Here is a 14203-nt window from a genome sequence, read left to right as displayed (position 1 = left end):
CGAGTCCGGGGTGTTTGCGGCATGGGTCGTGTCCCTTCAAAGATGATTGATCAGCGACGGCGCAGGGACGCGTCGAGCAGGGCGGGTGGCGTGTCGAACTTCTCGTCCGCGGCGAGGTCGAGGCCGGGAGCGACGATCGAGTCGATCGCGTCGAGTACGTCGGCGGAGAGCACGGTGTCCGCCGCGGCGAGCTGGGAGTGCAAGTGGTCCAGCGTGCGGGGTCCGATGATCGCGCTCGTCACGGCCGGGTGCGCGGTGACGAATCCGAGCGCGAGCTGGATCATGGTCAGGCCCGCCTGGTCGGCGACCTTGGACAGTTGCTCGACGGCATCGAGCCTGGCCCTGTTGGCCGGGATGGCGAGGTCGAAGCGTTCCGGCAGGACTTTCGATCGGCTGGTGGCGATTTCCTGGCCATCGCGGATCGCGCCCGACAGCCAGCCCGAGGCCAACGGGCTCCACGCCAGCACGCCGAGCCCGTACTGCTCGGTGACAGGCAGGACGTGGGTCTCGATCCCGCGCTGCAGGATCGAGTAGCTGGGCTGTTCGGTGACATAACGACTCAGGTGGTTCTCCCGGGCGGCCCATTCGGCCTGCACGATGCGGTACGCGGGGAACGTCGAGGAACCGAAGTAGCGAATCTTTCCCGCGCGCTGCAGGTCGGTCAGCGCCGACAGCGTCTCCTCGTCGCTGGTGGCCGGGTCCCACCGGTGGATCTGGTAGAGATCGACATGGTCGACACCCAGCCGGCGCAGGCTGTCGTCCAGCGCGGTGACCAGCCAGCGGCGAGAGCTGCCTCGGTGGTTGCGCTCGTCGCCCATCGGCAGGTTCGCCTTCGTAGCCAGCACGATGTCGTCGCGACGGCCGGAGATGGCCTTGCCGACCATCTCCTCCGACTCGCCCTGGCTGTACATGTCGGCGGTGTCGATGAGATTGATCCCGCCTTCCAGGGCGGCGTCGACCAGGGCGGTGGCCTCGTCCTGGGTGGTGCGTCCGATGCTGCCGAAGTTCATCGCGCCGAGCACGAGGGTGCTGACCTGCACACCGGTGCGACCCAAGGTGCGGTACTGCATGACTGTTCCTCCTCGAAGGGTGGGATTGGTCTCGGCTCCCCTGTTCTGGCATCCTGAACAAGCGGAGCAGTGTTCCGCTAACCAACATACGGAACGTTGTTCCGTTTGCCAAGTGGTGGAGGGAGCTGCGCCAGTGGTCGACAGCGGGTCAAAGTCGTCAGCCCCGCGGAAGCGGGCCGATGCCCGGCGGAACGAGCAGACACTGCTGGACGCCGCCGCCGCGGCGTTCGTCAGATCCGGCGTCGATGTGCCGGTCCGCGACATCGCCGCCAAGGCCGGCGTAGGCGTCGGCACGATCTACCGCCACTTCCCGACGCGAGCCGATCTCATCGTCGCCGTCTACCGGCACCAGGTCGAGGCCTGCGCCGAGGCCGGTCCGGCCCTGCTGGCGAGCAGCAGCACACCGCACGCCGCCCTGGCGAGTTGGATCAACCTCTTCGTCGACTTCCTGGTCACCAAGCACGGCCTCGCCGAGGCGCTGCAGTCCGACAATGCCGCCTTCCAGACTCTGCATGCCTACTTCCTCGACCGCCTCGTCCCCGTGTGCGCCGAACTGCTCGACGCCGCAGCCAAGGCCGGCGAGATTCGCGCCGACGTGGAGGCCTTCGAACTGATGCGCGGCGTCGGCAATCTCTGTATCGGCGCAGACAAGAACTCCCGCTACGACGCCCGCCGCATGGTCGGACTCCTCATCGCCGGCCTACGCCTCCACTGAGCAGACTCCCGCCCGCAGGTTGCCCGCCCGCACGTGGCCCCCGGCAACAAACAAGAGCACCTGGTCACGATCGATCAAGTGCTCCGGCGAAAGGACCAGCACGCATGACCGACCCGCTCTTCGCCGAGGTGGTTCAGCATCACGAGGATCTCGCCCGCTGGCTTGGGAGCGAGGCCGAACCCGCCTTGCTGGACACCTTCAGCGCGGCGCACGTGCCGGCGTTCAGCCTGGTCGCGATCGACGGCGCGAAGCTCAGTGCGCTGCGGCGCGTGACCGCCGTGCTGGTCCCGGATCCGTCCGCCCGGTACGGCGTGCGCTGGTCGAGCGTGCACGAGACACCCGTTCTCTGAGGCGGATGGACCTGCGAGAGTAGGAGCATGCCGAGAACGATTGCCACCAACACCCAGGTCGACACGGACGCGCTGCTGGAGTTCGTCCGGCCGCGCCACCACATGCTGCTGATCACCCGCCGGGCCGACGGTACGCCGCAGGCCTCCCCGGTGTCGGGCGGTGTCGACGAGCAGGGCCGGATCGTCATCTCGTCGTACCCGGAGCGGGCCAAGAGCACCAACGTGAGGCGGGACGCGCAGACCAGCGTGGTCGTCCTGTCCGACGACTGGAACGGCCCGTGGGTACAGGTCGACGGAGCCGGCGAGGTGATCGAACTCCCCGACGCGGTCGAGCCCCTGGTCGACTACTTCCGCTCGATCTCCGGCGAACACCCCGACTGGGACGAGTACCGCGAGGCAATGGTCAAGCAAGGCAAGTGCCTCATCCGCATCACCCCCGAACGCTGGGGCCCAGTAGCCACCGGCGGCTTCCCCGCCCGCCTCGCCGACTAGCGGTACGCCGGTACGCCGAGCCCGGCTGGCCCCGCTGCCCCAGGCTCAAGGCAGTCCCGCCGACGCAGGTTCCAGGCGGCTCCGCCGATGCTGGCTGGGTGGGTCCGCCAGTGCTGGCCGAGGTGGGTTCTGCCGGTGAAGGTTCGAGCGGATCCCGCCGGCGCAGGCGCGGGTGGATTCCGCCGGCACGGGTTCGGGTGGATTCCGCCGGCACGGGTTCGGGTGGTTGCGTCCCCGGGCTGCGTGATGGTGCTAGTCGGGCCGGTGTGCGTCAAGAGCGCTTCGCGTCCCTTCGGGATCGGAACAAGTTCCGACTCTTGACCCACCCCACCCCGACCAGGGAAGGACGCAGCTATCCCGGAGCCGCTGAGAGGTGTGGCGACAAGGACCGGGGAGCTCCTGACCCAAACGCTCGGGGAGTTGGCTTGCCTGGACCTTTGGGGAGCTCTTTGCCCAGAGGGCAGCAGCCCCCCGAAACCGGCACCTGGTGCACCGCTTGAGCAGATCCCGGCAATCCGGACGCTCAACTGGTGCACAAGGTGAGGCCTCGGACACAACCGCACCACCATCCGGCTGTCACACCCCAGAAGGTGTCCGAGGTCCCCACCACCGCACGCCGTCAGCCCCCACCCCGGCGACCGGCCTCCCGATGACAGGTTGTTCGGCCACTGGCGCCTTACTTGCCGCCAGTGGTCGAACAACCATCCAGCGGACCCCGAAACGAACCACACGCCACCGAACAACCCGCCAGCCAGCGAACAACCTGCCAGTGGTCGAACAACCCGTCAGCACCAACCCCCGAATCGCCGCAAACCCCACCAACAGGGGTGAAACCCTCCCTCGGGGCGGCTGGCGTACTGACCGACAGGTAGTAGTCGCCGCACCCGCCACCGCGGCGGGCACCCCACGCCTGGAGCCTCCGCGATCCGCCCGGTACTACCTGTCACTCGGTACAACCCACCCCCGAGAACACCACGCCGACCCGGCTCAGACCCCTCCGCGGGATCCGCGTAGCTGCGTCCTTCCCTGGTCGAGATGGGGTGGGTCAAGAGTCGGAACTTGTTCCGATCCCGAAGGGACGCGAAGCGCTCTTGACGCACACCAGCCCGACTAGCACCATCACGCAGCGGAGCCCGCGGAACCACCCCGGCCTATGCCCAGCGGGACGACCCGCACTAATGCCAGGCGCAACCATCCGCACTCATGCCGAGCAACCACCAACCCGCAAATACAGCGACAGACCCGGGCGAGATCAGCAGCACCATCCGCACCGACACCACCCGCGCCAAGACCACCTGCCACCCGCGCCTCGGGCTCTTGCCGAGCGGCGTACGGGGCGAAGGGTTAGTTCTTGGTGTAGCGGCGGGCCATGGTTTCGGTGATGCGTTGCATGGCACCTTCGAGGTGTTCTCGGAGGGCTGCCTCGGCGCCTGGTTCGTCGTGGGCCAGGCAGGCGTCGAGGATCGCCTGGTGTTCGCGGCGGGTTTGCTCGATGCGGGCCTTGGTCTGGCGGGAGCCGAAGCGGTAGCGCTCGCTGTTCTGCCAGACGGGCTCGATGGCGCGCGGGAGCCAGCGGGAGCCGCCGGCCCGGTAGATCGCGAAGTGGAACTCCGTGTGCGCCTGGCGGGAGGCGATGATGTCGCCCACCTTGGACAGCCGGACGTGTTCGGCCAGGGCGGCCCGGGCCAGGGTTGCGTCGGCGTCGCTGAAGCGGGTCGCGGCGGCCCGGACCGCGAGGGTCTCCAGTGCGAGCCGGGTCTCGTGGGTGTCGCGCAGGTCTTCCATCGACAGCTCGCGTACCCAGGCGCCCTTGTGCGGCACGATCTCTACCAGCCCGAGCGCCTGCATCCGGCGGAGTCCTTCGCGGATCGGCATCTGGCTCATGTCCAGCCGCTTGGCGAGCTCCTCCAGCCGCAGCGCGGTACCGCTCGGGAGCTCGCCGGACAGGATGAGCTCGTGCAGTTCGGCGGCGGCTTCCTCCGCCAGCGTGCGCCGGCCGCTCGGTCCCCCGGGCGTGAGCTCGAGTCGTCGGGTCATGGGGTGTGGGTTACCTCTCTCCCTCACAGTGCGCACGTACTGGAGCGGCCGCGGCAGTCCGGTGTCTGCGAGGTAACCGTAGCGGGCAGTCGGCGATCTGCGGCACTCCGACAACAGATTGCCAAGCACCGCGTCACCCGAAGCCCCGGTGCCCGAAGCCGCGTCACCCGACGTCCCGTCACGTGAACCTGCTGACGTCCAGCAGCACCCGCCGGTCGGCCGGACCGCTGACGAGCAGGTCCAGGGCGTCCTCGGCGTGCAGGGCCGGTACCACCTCGATGTCCGGCCGGATCTGCGCCGGGGTGATGTCGGCCAGCACCTGCGCGACGGTTCCCGGCTCGATCGTGGTGCGCTGCATGTTCACCGGCAGCACCCGCAGGTCGCGGCCGATCAGCTGGTGCAGGTCGAGGGTGGCGAACTCGCCGGCCGTGTAGCCGAGGGCAACGAGCCGTCCGCCCGGGGTGATGTGGCTCATCACGCCGCTGGTGACGGGACCGCCCACGGTGTCGATCGCCGCGTTGCACCACGGCAGCTCGCGACCGACCTGGCCCAGCTCGTCCACCCGGACGATCTGGTCGACCAATCCTGCGATCGAGTCCACCGACTCCCCCGCACGTGCCAGGCCGATCACCTTCATCGCCCCGGCCGAGCGCGCCACTGCCGCGCACAGCCGGCCGACCAGCCCGGTGATCCCGGTGACCACGACGGTCTCGGCCTCGACGATCTGCCCGACCCGCCGTACCGCGGTGTGGGCGGTCAGGGCGGGCGCGAGCATCGCCACAGCGGCCGCCAGCTCCATGCCGTCGGGCAGCGGATGCACGGAAGCATCCGGTACGACGGCCAGCTCGCCCCAGGTGCCAGGCCGGGAGACCCCGACTCCCCCGCCGCGGATCACCACCCTGGTGCCGACTGGGAACACCTCCGAGCTGAGCACTACGCCGGAGCCTTCCGACCCGGGCGTGAACGGCGGCTGCAGCTGTTGCTGTGCCAGCTTGCCCGCGAGCACCGTACGGTCCAGCTGGGTCACCGAGGCGTACCGCATCTCGACCAGCGTCTCGCCGGCCCCCACCGGCAGTTCGACCTCTTCGGCCTTCAACTGCTCGCCGGGGCCGTAACAGCGCAGCGCAGTGGCTCTCCGCCCGCTCATCCGCCCACTCCACTCGTGCGCATATCCCCCACCTGGATTTGATATCTGATCACAACTACGTCCTGCGGAAAAGGCCTTCTCACGCTGAAACGGCCCCCTTCTTCAGCGGCCGGGTGATCCGTTCGGACACCTTCGCCCGAGCGGCCGCCCGGCCTTGATCGATTCGTTCGCTGCCCATCGGGAACGGCCAGTCACTCCCGGCCAGCACCCGATCGGATCCGAACGTCGCCCCCAGCAACGCCTGTACTGCGGTGTCGTGCACCAGGTCGTCCACGTAGAACTGCCGCAAGGCTTCTGCCACGGACAGCGACGGTGGTTCGATCCCTGGTCGTGCAGTGTCGATCCCGCGCTGCCAGCGCCCGGCCAGAGCCGCCGTCACGCCGCCACCGTGGCAGAGGCAGAACCGGATGCCCGGGAACCTCCCGGGGACGTCGGCGAAGACCAGTTCGGCCGCGGCAAGCCCTGTCTCGTAGGGATTGCCCAGCAGGTTCGACAAGTAGAACGCCTCGAGCCGGCTGTCGTGGCTGTGGCTCGGGTGGATCAGAGTGAACGCCTCGAGGCGGTCCAACTCCCGCCAGACGTGGTCCAGCGCGGTGAAGCCCGCAGTACCGAGGGCGAAGCCGCTGAAGACGCCCTCGTCGGCCAGAGCCGAGGCGACGTCCGGAGCCGCGCGGTCGAGCAGCGGGAGCTGGCCGAGCACGCGCAGCCGCGGAGTGGCGAGCTCGCGGAGTCCCTGGTTCACCAGAGAGGCCCACTCGACGCCCTGGTCGTAGCGGAACAGCGCAGGCGGCACGGACACCACTGCACCGTCCAATTGCTGCTCGTCGATCCACTTCAGCAGCGCGGCCGGATTCGCCAGGCGCTGCAGCGGCAGTCGGTCGCGCCCGTCGACCACCAGCGAGCCGCCTTCGACAGCCAGTCCGAAGGCACCCTGATGCGCCGCCGCGAGCACCGTCGGCGGTATCAGGTGGGTATGGACGTCCCAGCCGGCCATGTCAGCGAGCGTCCTCGTCGTTGTCGTAGAAGGACGGCCGCTCCGGGTAGTGCGGCCCGTCGTAGATCTCCAGCAGAACAGAGGTCTCCTCTGCCAGCGTCGGTCCGTGCGCCACGCCCTTGGGGTTCCAGTAGAAGCTGCCCTTGGTCAGGGTGGTCCCGGTCGGCAGGTACACGTACCGCCCGGACAGGCAGAACATGAACTGGTTCGACGCGTGCTGGTGGGCCGACGGGATCCCGGAGCCCTTCTCGAAGCGAACCAGCGCGATCGACGCCTCGGTCTCCTCGTCCCGCCACAGCATCTTGTGGGACAGCCCGGCCAGCGACTTCTCGGCCCACTCCAAGTCGTCCGTCTGCAGCAGCACCTCGCGCATGCGCTCGTCGAAGACACTCATCAGTCCACCTCCCGAGGTACCGGCCGGCCGGTGATCCCGGTGTAGAGCTCTTCCGCCACACCCGGACCCATCGGGGCCACCGCCGCGATGTGCCCGTCAGGACGCACCAGTACTACGGTCTCGGCCGGTACGCCGTACCGGCTGGTCGCGATACTGCCCGGGTCGAACAGCGAGCGGTCGCGCAGACCTGAGTCCAGCGGAGCGTCCCAGCGGGAGATCGCGTAGTGCTTCAGCGCCGGGGAGTCGTTCACAGGGATCTCCGGCCGCCGCCGCACGTCGGTGAAGTAGAGCGCGGCGAACGACTCGCGGCAGAGCCCGTGGATCGTCTCCCGGCCCAGCGGACCGTGCAGCGCCAGGTCAGGAGCCCGGTCACCCGCCCGGACGGCAGGCGGCTCGGCGCTGGTCATCACCATCGACCAGTCCCCTTCACCGTCCACGTCCAGCCGTACTCCGAGCAGCGTGCGGGTGTAGGCGGTCGCCCAGTCGCTGCCCGCAGCCGTCACCGCACCCCGCTGGTGCGACATGTACTTGCGGGCCGCCTCGGCCATCTCGCCGGAGCCGTTGATGGCGACCGGGCGTTGCTCCTGCTCATATCCGTCGAGCAGCGATGGCTCGGCCCAGCCCCGCAGTACCCAGGCAAGCCGCCACGGGAGGTTCGACGCGTCCAGGGCACCGGTGTTGAGGCCGAGCGCCCACATCGGGGTGATCAGGTGTGCGGCGTCGCCCATCAGGAACACCTTGCGGTCGGCGGACCAGTGGTCGGCCACCCGGTGGTGCACGTTGTAGACGACCGAGCCGACCAGCTCGATCCGGTCCACCTCGCCGATGAACTGCTTGACCTTGACCAGCATGTCCTCGGCACCGGGCTGCTCGGCCCCCTGCGCCAGCGGGAAGAGGAACCGCCAGCAGTCGGGCTGCCGGATCAGCACCATCCACTCGGATCGGTCTGCGAAGTACGCCAGGTACGGGTAGTCGCGGGCGTTGGACACGTCCAGGTCCACCACGACGTCGATCAGCATGTACCGCTCGGGCAGCGTCTCCCCCGACACGGTCGCACCGAGCGCGTCGCGGACCTTGCTCCGGCCGCCGTCGCAGGCCAGCAAGTGCGACGCCTCGATTTGCTGGACGCCCAAAGGGGTCTCGACCGTCAGCACCACGTGGTCGTCGACGATCTCGAACGACTCCAGCCGATGCTCGGTCAGCACCGACCCACCGGCCCGCTCCAGCGCCGCGGCCAGGATCGGCTCCATATGCTGCTGCGGCAGGTTGATCACGAACGGGAACTGGGTGTCGTTCACGAGCTCGGCCAGCTGTACCGAGGCGCGCGGCGTGTTCGTGGCCCGGTCGATGTCGCCGATCTCGTCGATCCGCAGCGCCGCCGCCAGGATCTCCTCGACGCACCCGTACCGGTTCCAGATCTCCAGCGTCCGGGTCAGCGTCGTACCGGCCTTGGTGTCCGAGGAGAGCGTCGCGTCCTCATCGAGCAGCACGAACGGTACGCCGTAGTGCGCCAGGCCGAGGGCCGTCGTCAGGCCGATCGGCCCGGCGCCCACGATGGCGACGGGTAGCTGGTGATCAGGCGACACTCAGCACTCCTTGAAGGTCTCTAGCCGGGCGAAAACCCGTTCGCGGGTCAGCTGCGAGCCGGTCATCGCAGCCGCGTCGGACAACAGGAACAGCAGCGGACCGACGACGTCCTCGGGATCGCCGATCCCGATGGTGTCGCGCCAGTGCTCGAGGTCCGCGCCGATGTTCGCAGAGCGGAACTGCTCGGTGTCGATCACCCCCGGCGCGATCACGTTCACCCGGACCCGGTGCTCGGCCACCTCGGCGGCCAGGGTCCGGGCGAAGGCACCGAGAGCAGCCTTGCTCGAGGCATAGGCGGCAGCGCCAGGGAAGCCGGTCGAGGCCATCCCCGAGCTGAACACGATCACCGAACCGCTGCGCCGGTCCACCATGTGCGGGACGACCGCCTGGCAGGCCCAGACGACGCCGTCGAGGTTCACCTTCAGCGTCCGGGTCCACTCGACCGGGTCGGTGTCGACCACTGACGACCGGGGCTGCACGGCCGCGCCGGCGACCAGCCCGTCGATCCGCCCGTGCCGCTCGATCACGGTGCCGACGGCCTTCAGCACCGCCTCCCGGTCCGCCACGTCCACCTCGACGTACTCGACTCCGGGCAGGCTCGCGCCCACCGAGAGGTCGAACACGACCGCAGTACCGCCGCGCCGGGCGACCGCGGCGGCCAGGGCCGCGCCGATACCGTGCGCGCCGCCGGTCACCACCACGACCTCGCCGGTCGCGTCGAAGCTCACCTTCATGACGTCCCCTTCTGTCGGGAGGTCATCGTCTCGGTGATCCGCTGTACCGCGCCAGCCAGGTGGTTCCGCAGCGCCTGCTCGGCGGCGTCGGGGTCGCGCGCCACGCAGGCGTCGAGGATCGCCTGGTGCTCCTGCCGGTTCCGCTCGATCTGGAACGCGGTCTGCCGGCTGCCGAACCGGTACCGCTCGCTGTTCTGCCAGACCGGCTCGATCGCCCGGGCCAGCCACTGCGAGCCGCCGGCCCGGTAGAGGGTGAAGTGGAAGTCCGCGTGCGCCTGCCGCGCCCCGATCGAGTCCTCGGACCGGGAGAGCAGGAGGAGCTCGCTCAGCGCAGCCTTCGCCTGCTGCTCGTCCGTCTCGCCGAAGTGCTCCGCGGCCGCCCGGACCGCCAGACTCTCCAGCGCCAGCCGCGTCTCGTGGGTGTCGTGCAGGTCCTCGATCGACAGCTCGCGCACCCACGCACCGCGGTGCGGGATGATGTCGACCAGGCCGAGCGCCTCCAGCCGCCGCAGGCCCTCCCGGACCGGCATCTGGCTCATGTCCAGCCGGTTCGCCAGCTCGACCAGCCGCAACGGTGTGCCGCTCGGCAACTCCCCCGACAGGATCAGCTGGTGCAGCTCGGCCGCGGCCGTCTCGGCCAACGTACGGCGCCCGCCGCGTCCGCCGCCGGGCAGCAACTCCAGGCGGCCGCTCATGCGAGGTCCTTGCGAACCAGCACGTTCCGCAGCTCGCCGAGCGTGTCCGACCGGGTGACGACCTCGTCGCCCTCCTTCAGGAACACCTGCGGCTCGCGGGCGTTGCCGATCCCGGCCGGCGTCCCGGTCAGCAGCAGATCCCCCGGCCGCAAGGTCATCCCGAAGGACAACTCGCTGATCAGGGTCGCCACGTCGTACGCCATCTGCTTGGTCGAGGCGTCCTGCATGACCTCGCCGTTCAGCAGGCACTGCAACTGCACGTCCTGCGGATCACCGAGCTCGTCGGCCGTGACGATCCACGGGCCGAGCGGCATCGTCTGGTCGATGCTCTTGCCCTTCAGCCACTGGCCGCCGTGCTGCCGCTGCAAGTCCCGCTGGGAGACGTCGTTGGCCAGCGTGTAGCCCCAGACGTGGTCGAGGGCGTCCTCGACCGCGATGCTGCGACCGGCCTTGCCGATCACCAGCGCCATCTCCGCCTCGTAGTCCCACTTGGCCGAGATCGCCGGATCGTACGCGATCTCGTCGTACGGGCCGATCACCACGTCCGGTCCCTTGGTGAAGAAGGTGGGGTGCTCGGGCCGGTCGACGTCCTGCCCCTCGCGCTTGCCCTTGCTCTCCTCGAAGTGGTCCCAGTAGTTCCACCCGGTGCACAGCACGTCCCGGCGGAACCGCCGCAGCGGCGCCCGCAGTACGACGTCGGCCAGCGGCACCCGCGTTGCCGAGGACGACTCGTCGCGCACGGCATCCAGCCCGGCCGGTCCAGCCTCGATCACCGAGACCAGATCCGTCGCCGCCAGCAGGATGACGTCGGCCTCGTCCAGTACGCCGACGCGCTCCCGCCCGGCGTGCTCCACGGTCACGAACTTCATCTCAGACCCACTCGACGCCGCGCACCGGGACACCCACCCCGGCACTCACGGGATCACCGCGATCGCGCTGATCTCGATCAGGTAGTCCGGGTGCGCCAGCTTGCTGACCTCGACCATCGTCGAAGCCGGCAGCGGTTCGTGGAAGTACTGCGCGCGGACCTCGTGGATCTTGGCGAAGTCCTCCATGTTGCGGACGTACACGTCCACCCGGCAGACGTCGTCGAGCGTGCCGCCGGCCGCCTTGACCGCGGTCTGCACGTTCTCGCACACCTGCCGGGTCTGCTCGGACACGTCCCCGACGCCGACGATGGTTCCGTCCGGCCGCCGCGCGGTCATCCCCGACACGAACACCAGCCGTCCGGTCGCCTCGATCGTGGTGGCCTGCGAGAACACCCCGTTCGGGGTCCGCAACGCCTCACTCGTCAGTTGTTCCTTGGCCATCAGCCCAGCACCCCTCCCGTCGGGATGACGGCGCCGACCGCACGAGCGGCCTCCAGCAGTCCGTCCAGTCCCGACCTCTCGATCAGTACTCCGTGCCGCCGCTGGTGCTCGGCGCGCTCCGCTTCGATCTCCCCCGGCAGATGCAACCGCTTCACCCCCGGCGCGGTGGCACTGCCCCGGACCCGGTCCGCCAGATCCGACGACCGCTGCCGGAATCCCTCGGCACCACCCAGCAATTCGGGGTCGATGGCGAGGAACAGGTGCGCGCAGTCGTTCGGCCGGTCCGGCTCGCGGTACAGCGGCCGCACCTGATCACCCCAGCCACCACCGCTGAGCACCCCGGTCAGCACGTCGATCATCAACGCCAGCCCGAACCCCTTGTGCCCGGCCGCCGGCAGCAACATCCCCAGTACCGCGGCCTCCGGGTCCGTGGTCGGGAGTCCGGACGGATCAGTGGCCCAGGTGTCCGGGATCGGCCGCCCGGCCGACGCGGCCAGCCGGATCTTGCCCAGGGCAACTGCCGACAGGGCCATGTCGAGCACGATCTCCACGCCGGCCTCGGTCGGTACGGCGATCGCCAGCGGGTTGTTCCCGACCAGCCGCTCGGCCCCTCCGGGCGCGGGCATCAGCGGGGTGGTGTTCGACATCGCGATGCCGAGGCAGCCCGCCTGGGCCGCCTGGGTGGCCCACCGGCTGGCGGCGCCGAAGTGGTGCGCGTTCCGGACCGAGACCAGGCCGATCCCGTACCGGCCGGCCCGCTCGATCGCGTGTCCCATCGCCTGTGGGCTGGACAGCTGGCCCATCCCGCCGCGCGCATCCACGACGAGCGCCGCGCCCGCGTCGTGCAGGATGTCCAGCTCGTGTTCCCGGGTGACCCCGCCCGCGTTCAGGCGTTCGACGTACATCGGCACCAGCATCACGCCGTGCGAGCTGACGCCGCGCAGGTCGGCCTCGACCAGGGCGGCGGCGATCCGGGCCGCGTCGGCAGGCTCGAACCCGAGCGCGGTGAAGACGGCCGAGACGGTCGCCTCCAGCCAGGCGGGGCGGACCAGCACGCGGCGGTCGGCGTCGGAGGCCGCGCCGGAAGCCTGGGTCGTCACCGGGTCTCCTGTGCCCACGGCAACAGTTTCTGCTCCATCAGCACGAGGCCGTAGAACAAGATGATGCTCATGATGCTGAGCAACGTGATGGCTGCGAACGCCAGCGCCGTGTCGGCACTCTGGCCCGAGCTCGAGATCACATAACCGAGGCCGGCCTGGGCGCCGACGAACTCGGCGATCACCGAACCGATCACCGCGAGCGAGATCGCCACCTTCAACCCGGTGAAGATCTGCGGCATCGCGTAGGTCAGCCGCAGCTTGAAGTACTCCTGCGACCGGCTGGCGTTCAGCGAGCGGAGCAGCTCGACCAGCTCGACCGGGGTGGACTTCATCCCGGTCGCGGTCGAGATGACGATGGGGAAGAAGCAGACCAGCAGCACCATCACGACCTTGGGGAACATCCCGAAGCCCATCCAGACCACCAGCAGCGGCGCGATCGCGATCTTCGGGATCGCGTTCACGCCCAGCAGCAGCGGGTAGACGAGCCGCTCGAGGACCGCCGACCGGACGATCAGCAAGGCGATCGGGACGCCGACGACGATCGCGAGCAGGAAGCCCGCCATCGTCTCCAGCAGCGAGACGCCGGTCTCCTTCAACAGGTAGCCCGGCTGCTCGAGAAAGGTCTCGACGACGTCGAGCGGGGACGGCAGCAGGAACGGCTCGATAGTGAAGACGACCGTTGCCGCCCACCACAGCCCGATCGCGGCGATCAGCCCGACGACGGGCAGTAGCACGGCCGCCGTACGGGAGGTGGTGAGCCAGGATCCCCTGCTGCTCATCGCCGCGCCTCGGGGACGTCCACCTGGTCGTGCGGGCGCTCGGCGAGCAGACCGTGCAGGTGGCCGCTGATCTGCGCCACGTCGGCGAGGTGGGCGTTCTGGCCGAGGCTGCGCGGCCGCGGGATGTCGATCTCGACGATCTCGCGCAACCGGCCGGGCCGCGGCGTCAGCACTGCGACCCGATCGGCCAGCACGACGGCCTCCTCGATCGAGTGGGTGACGAAGACGATGGTGGTCGCGAGCTCCATCTGGATCCGCTGCAGCTCGGCGGAGAGCTCGGTCCGGGTGAGCGCGTCGAGAGCCGAGAACGGCTCGTCCATCAGCATCACCTTGGGGCTGCGGATCAGCGACCGGCACAGCGACACCCGCTGCTGCATCCCGCCGGACAGCTCGTGCGGGAGCCGGCGCTCGAACCCCTTCAACCCGACCAGGTCGAGGAGTTCGTGCGCGCGGTCCCGGTACTGCGACTTGCTGCGTTCGGAGTCGCCGCCGGAGATCTCCACCGGCAGCATCACGTTCGAGATGACCGACCGCCAGGGCAGCAGCGCCGGTCGCTGGAACATGAAGGAGACGTCCCGGCGAGGTCCGGTGACGGGTTCCCCCGCCACCTCGACCCCGCCGTACGTCGGTGGCAGCAGTCCCGCGATCAGCCGGAGCAGCGTGGACTTGCCGCAGCCGGACCGGCCGATCAACGTGACGAACTCGTTCTGCCGGACGTGCAGGTCGATCCCGTCGAGAGCCTGTACCCGGCCCCCGCGTCCCTCGAAGACCTGCCCCACACCGTCCAGCCGGATCATGC

16 protein-coding genes are annotated in these 14203 nt (G+C 69.4%); 3 read left to right on the top strand and 13 right to left on the bottom strand.

Translation table 11 applies throughout. The annotated features are described in order from the left end of the window. Nucleotides 1–50: 50 nt before the first annotated feature. Complete coding sequence (locus ACFPJ1_RS41520) at nt 51–1070, bottom strand: aldo/keto reductase (protein ID WP_380111910.1); 1020 nt, start codon at nt 1068–1070, stop codon at nt 51–53. A 133-nt stretch (nt 1071–1203) separates the two neighbouring features. On the opposite strand from ACFPJ1_RS41520, the gene ACFPJ1_RS41515 reads away from it, so the two are divergent. The 3 genes from ACFPJ1_RS41515 to ACFPJ1_RS41505 all read left to right on the top strand — a co-directional run bounded on the left by ACFPJ1_RS41515 (nt 1204) and on the right by ACFPJ1_RS41505 (nt 2627). Next, nucleotides 1204–1785 (top strand): TetR/AcrR family transcriptional regulator, encoded by a 582-nt coding sequence (locus tag ACFPJ1_RS41515; protein ID WP_380111908.1) that lies wholly within the window; start codon nt 1204–1206, stop codon nt 1783–1785. A gap of 104 nt (nt 1786–1889) precedes the next feature. Further along, complete coding sequence (locus ACFPJ1_RS41510) at nt 1890–2135, top strand: hypothetical protein (RefSeq protein WP_380111907.1); 246 nt, start codon at nt 1890–1892, stop codon at nt 2133–2135. Nucleotides 2136–2162: 27 nt separating this feature from the next. After that, complete coding sequence (locus ACFPJ1_RS41505) at nt 2163–2627, top strand: PPOX class F420-dependent oxidoreductase (protein WP_380111906.1); 465 nt, start codon at nt 2163–2165, stop codon at nt 2625–2627. 1344 nt (nt 2628–3971) lie between these two features. Here the strand turns inward: ACFPJ1_RS41505 and ACFPJ1_RS41500 are convergent. The 12 genes from ACFPJ1_RS41500 to ACFPJ1_RS41445 all read right to left on the bottom strand — a co-directional run bounded on the left by ACFPJ1_RS41500 (nt 3972) and on the right by ACFPJ1_RS41445 (nt 14201). After that, on the bottom strand, nt 3972–4664 hold the full coding sequence (locus ACFPJ1_RS41500; RefSeq protein ID WP_380111904.1) for a GntR family transcriptional regulator: 693 nt from the start codon (nt 4662–4664) through the stop codon (nt 3972–3974). Nucleotides 4665–4842: 178 nt separating this feature from the next. Further along, nucleotides 4843–5811 (bottom strand): quinone oxidoreductase family protein, encoded by a 969-nt coding sequence (locus ACFPJ1_RS41495; protein ID WP_380111903.1) that lies wholly within the window; start codon nt 5809–5811, stop codon nt 4843–4845. 79 nt (nt 5812–5890) lie between these two features. Then, nucleotides 5891–6805 (bottom strand): amidohydrolase family protein, encoded by a 915-nt coding sequence (locus ACFPJ1_RS41490; RefSeq protein WP_380111902.1) that lies wholly within the window; start codon nt 6803–6805, stop codon nt 5891–5893. Between the two features lies 1 nt (nt 6806). Beyond that, nucleotides 6807–7199: a cupin domain-containing protein gene (locus tag ACFPJ1_RS41485; RefSeq protein WP_380111901.1), complete on the bottom strand. Its 393-nt coding sequence runs from the start codon at nt 7197–7199 to the stop codon at nt 6807–6809. Next, nucleotides 7199–8785, bottom strand: coding sequence for an FAD-dependent monooxygenase (locus ACFPJ1_RS41480; protein ID WP_380111900.1), 1587 nt, complete (start codon nt 8783–8785; stop codon nt 7199–7201). The genes ACFPJ1_RS41485 and ACFPJ1_RS41480 overlap by 1 nt, the downstream gene beginning before the upstream one ends. Beyond that, nucleotides 8786–9520 (bottom strand): SDR family NAD(P)-dependent oxidoreductase, encoded by a 735-nt coding sequence (locus tag ACFPJ1_RS41475; protein WP_380111899.1) that lies wholly within the window; start codon nt 9518–9520, stop codon nt 8786–8788. It abuts the gene before it with no gap. Then, nucleotides 9517–10215 (bottom strand): GntR family transcriptional regulator, encoded by a 699-nt coding sequence (locus ACFPJ1_RS41470; protein ID WP_380111897.1) that lies wholly within the window; start codon nt 10213–10215, stop codon nt 9517–9519. Before ACFPJ1_RS41470 ends, ACFPJ1_RS41475 begins: the two co-directional genes overlap by 4 nt. Next, the gene (locus ACFPJ1_RS41465) at nt 10212–11084 is read right to left on the bottom strand and encodes a fumarylacetoacetate hydrolase family protein (RefSeq protein ID WP_380111896.1); all 873 of its coding nucleotides are present in this window, start codon (nt 11082–11084) and stop codon (nt 10212–10214) included. Before ACFPJ1_RS41465 ends, ACFPJ1_RS41470 begins: the two co-directional genes overlap by 4 nt. A gap of 45 nt (nt 11085–11129) precedes the next feature. Beyond that, the gene (locus ACFPJ1_RS41460) at nt 11130–11525 is read right to left on the bottom strand and encodes a RidA family protein (protein WP_380111895.1); all 396 of its coding nucleotides are present in this window, start codon (nt 11523–11525) and stop codon (nt 11130–11132) included. Beyond that, entirely contained in the window at nt 11525–12625 is a 1101-nt protein-coding gene (locus tag ACFPJ1_RS41455; protein WP_380111894.1) for an Ldh family oxidoreductase, read from the bottom strand. The genes ACFPJ1_RS41460 and ACFPJ1_RS41455 overlap by 1 nt, the downstream gene beginning before the upstream one ends. Beyond that, entirely contained in the window at nt 12622–13404 is a 783-nt protein-coding gene (locus ACFPJ1_RS41450) for an ABC transporter permease (protein WP_380111893.1), read from the bottom strand. Before ACFPJ1_RS41450 ends, ACFPJ1_RS41455 begins: the two co-directional genes overlap by 4 nt. After that, entirely contained in the window at nt 13401–14201 is an 801-nt protein-coding gene (locus tag ACFPJ1_RS41445; protein ID WP_132188256.1) for an ABC transporter ATP-binding protein, read from the bottom strand. Before ACFPJ1_RS41445 ends, ACFPJ1_RS41450 begins: the two co-directional genes overlap by 4 nt. Between the last annotated feature and the right edge of the window lie 2 nt (nt 14202–14203).

Origin of the sequence: Kribbella qitaiheensis, from assembly GCF_042657745.1 — a bacterium.
Lineage (GTDB): Bacteria > Actinomycetota > Actinomycetes > Propionibacteriales > Kribbellaceae > Kribbella > Kribbella qitaiheensis.
Note: the sequence above shows the minus strand (reverse complement) of the source record. Positions and strands in the feature narration are given on the sequence as shown.

Excerpts from the sequence above, each read along its gene's own strand:
- ACFPJ1_RS41500 (WP_380111904.1), bottom strand. The coding sequence starts at position 4,664 with ATGACCCGACGACTCGAGCTCACGCCCGGGGGACCGAGCGGCCGGCGC.
- ACFPJ1_RS41485 (WP_380111901.1), bottom strand. The coding sequence starts at position 7,199 with ATGAGTGTCTTCGACGAGCGCATGCGCGAGGTGCTGCTGCAGACGGAC.
- ACFPJ1_RS41490 (WP_380111902.1), bottom strand. The coding sequence starts at position 6,805 with ATGGCCGGCTGGGACGTCCATACCCACCTGATACCGCCGACGGTGCTC.
- ACFPJ1_RS41460 (WP_380111895.1), bottom strand. The coding sequence starts at position 11,525 with ATGGCCAAGGAACAACTGACGAGTGAGGCGTTGCGGACCCCGAACGGG.
- ACFPJ1_RS41520 (WP_380111910.1), bottom strand. The coding sequence starts at position 1,070 with ATGCAGTACCGCACCTTGGGTCGCACCGGTGTGCAGGTCAGCACCCTC.
- ACFPJ1_RS41475 (WP_380111899.1), bottom strand. The coding sequence starts at position 9,520 with ATGAAGGTGAGCTTCGACGCGACCGGCGAGGTCGTGGTGGTGACCGGC.
- ACFPJ1_RS41450 (WP_380111893.1), bottom strand. The coding sequence starts at position 13,404 with ATGAGCAGCAGGGGATCCTGGCTCACCACCTCCCGTACGGCGGCCGTG.
- ACFPJ1_RS41495 (WP_380111903.1), bottom strand. The coding sequence starts at position 5,811 with ATGAGCGGGCGGAGAGCCACTGCGCTGCGCTGTTACGGCCCCGGCGAG.
- ACFPJ1_RS41465 (WP_380111896.1), bottom strand. The coding sequence starts at position 11,084 with ATGAAGTTCGTGACCGTGGAGCACGCCGGGCGGGAGCGCGTCGGCGTA.
- ACFPJ1_RS41445 (WP_132188256.1), bottom strand. The coding sequence starts at position 14,201 with ATGATCCGGCTGGACGGTGTGGGGCAGGTCTTCGAGGGACGCGGGGGC.
- ACFPJ1_RS41505 (WP_380111906.1), top strand. The coding sequence starts at position 2,163 with ATGCCGAGAACGATTGCCACCAACACCCAGGTCGACACGGACGCGCTG.
- ACFPJ1_RS41510 (WP_380111907.1), top strand. The coding sequence starts at position 1,890 with ATGACCGACCCGCTCTTCGCCGAGGTGGTTCAGCATCACGAGGATCTC.
- ACFPJ1_RS41470 (WP_380111897.1), bottom strand. The coding sequence starts at position 10,215 with ATGAGCGGCCGCCTGGAGTTGCTGCCCGGCGGCGGACGCGGCGGGCGC.